This is a genomic window from Paraburkholderia sp. 31.1, assembly GCF_014397645.1.
In the GTDB taxonomy this organism is placed as follows: domain Bacteria; phylum Pseudomonadota; class Gammaproteobacteria; order Burkholderiales; family Burkholderiaceae; genus Paraburkholderia; species Paraburkholderia tuberum.
In genome coordinates this window covers 1-1,323 of sequence record NZ_VZQN01000156.1, presented here as the reverse complement: position 1 = coordinate 1,323, position 1,323 = coordinate 1, and the positions used below count along the sequence as shown (strand labels likewise).

The 1,323-nt window shown below is 65.0% G+C and carries 1 protein-coding gene; it reads left to right on the top strand.

All coding sequences use genetic code 11. The annotated features are described in order from the left end of the window. Positions 1–88: 88 nt before the first annotated feature. Entirely contained in the window at positions 89–1,237 is a 1,149-nt protein-coding gene (locus F6X37_RS35735; protein WP_187614666.1) for an IS110 family transposase, read from the top strand. The last annotated feature ends 86 nt before the right edge of the window (positions 1,238–1,323 follow it).

Sequence of the window (1,323 nt, the reverse complement as noted above, 5' to 3'; positions counted from 1 at the left end):
CTAGATGCTATGTGGGAGGGCAGTGGCAGTAAGCCCGACTGGAGTAAAACGGGAGTTGCACACTCGTTTTCTCCGAAGGAGCACGCAAATGGATACGCCTGACACAGCCCTCCGTGGGCAGAATACGATGGCAGGTGGCCGGCTGTACATGGCTTTTGAACTGGGCGAGAAGAACTGGAAGCTCTCACTGGGTGATGGCCAGCGCGCGCCCAGCTGTACAGTCGCAGCGGGTGACACCACGGCGGTTCTCACCGCCGTCGCGAACGCGAGAGCGCGTTGCCATCTCGGCGCCGATGCACCGGTCTACAGCTGTTATGAGGCTGGCCGTGACGGCTTCTGGCTGCACCGCTGGCTGACCGAACACGGCATCGTCAATCTCGTGGTGGATTCGGCCAGTATCGAGGTGAACCGCCGTGCCCGTCGCGCCAAGACGGACCGGCTTGACAGCGACAAGCTGCTCTCCATGCTGATGCGCTACCACTCCGGCGAGCGGCGCGTGTGGGCGGTGGCCCGCATCCCCACGCCTGAGCAGGAAGACGACCGGCGCCTGCACCGCGAGCTCGAACGCCTGCGGCATGAGCGCACCGCGCATACCAACCGGATCCGTTCCCTGCTGGTGCTGCACAACCTCCGGATCAGGTATGTCGGCGGCCGGATCTGGACGCACTGGTGGGCCCGGCAGTGCGAGCTGCTCGCACCCGGTCTGCGCGCCGAGATTGAGCGCGAATGTGAGCGGCTCGCACTGGTGCGCCAGCAGATCCGCACGCTCGAAGTGCAGCAGGACCAGCGGGTACGCAGCGGCGCACATCCCGGCATGGCGTTGCTGGCACAGCTCGCTGGCATCGGTACAGGCAGCGCGTGGACCCTGGTCAGGGAACTGTTTGGCTGGCGGCAGTTTCACAACCGCCGGGAACTGGCCGGCTGCCTGGGCCTGACGCCCACGCCATACGCCAGTGGCACCAGCGAGGTTGAACAGGGCATCAGCAAGGCGGGCAACAAACGATGCCGCTGGCTGATGGTTGAGCTCGCCTGGAGCTGGCTGCGCCTGCAGCCCGGCAGCCAGCTCAGCCACTGGTTCAACCAGCGCTTTGCCGGAACCGGCAAGCGGCTGCGGCGCATCGGTATCGTGGCGCTCGCACGGCGTCTGGCAATCGCCCTGTGGCGATTTCTCGAGCACGGCGAGATCCCCGAGGGCGCGATACTCAAGTCGGGACAGGCTAACACCGTGAGGGCCTGAACCATATGAGTTGCAGCGACAGCATGTAAAGGTCAACGCGCCCGGAACGCCCTCGGGTTACCCATTGCGGATGACCGTGTATCTAG

Bases quoted from the DNA above. Each gene is read 5' to 3' on its own strand.
- F6X37_RS35735 (WP_187614666.1), top strand. From the start codon at position 89: ATGGATACGCCTGACACAGCCCTCCGTGGGCAGAATACGATGGCAGGT.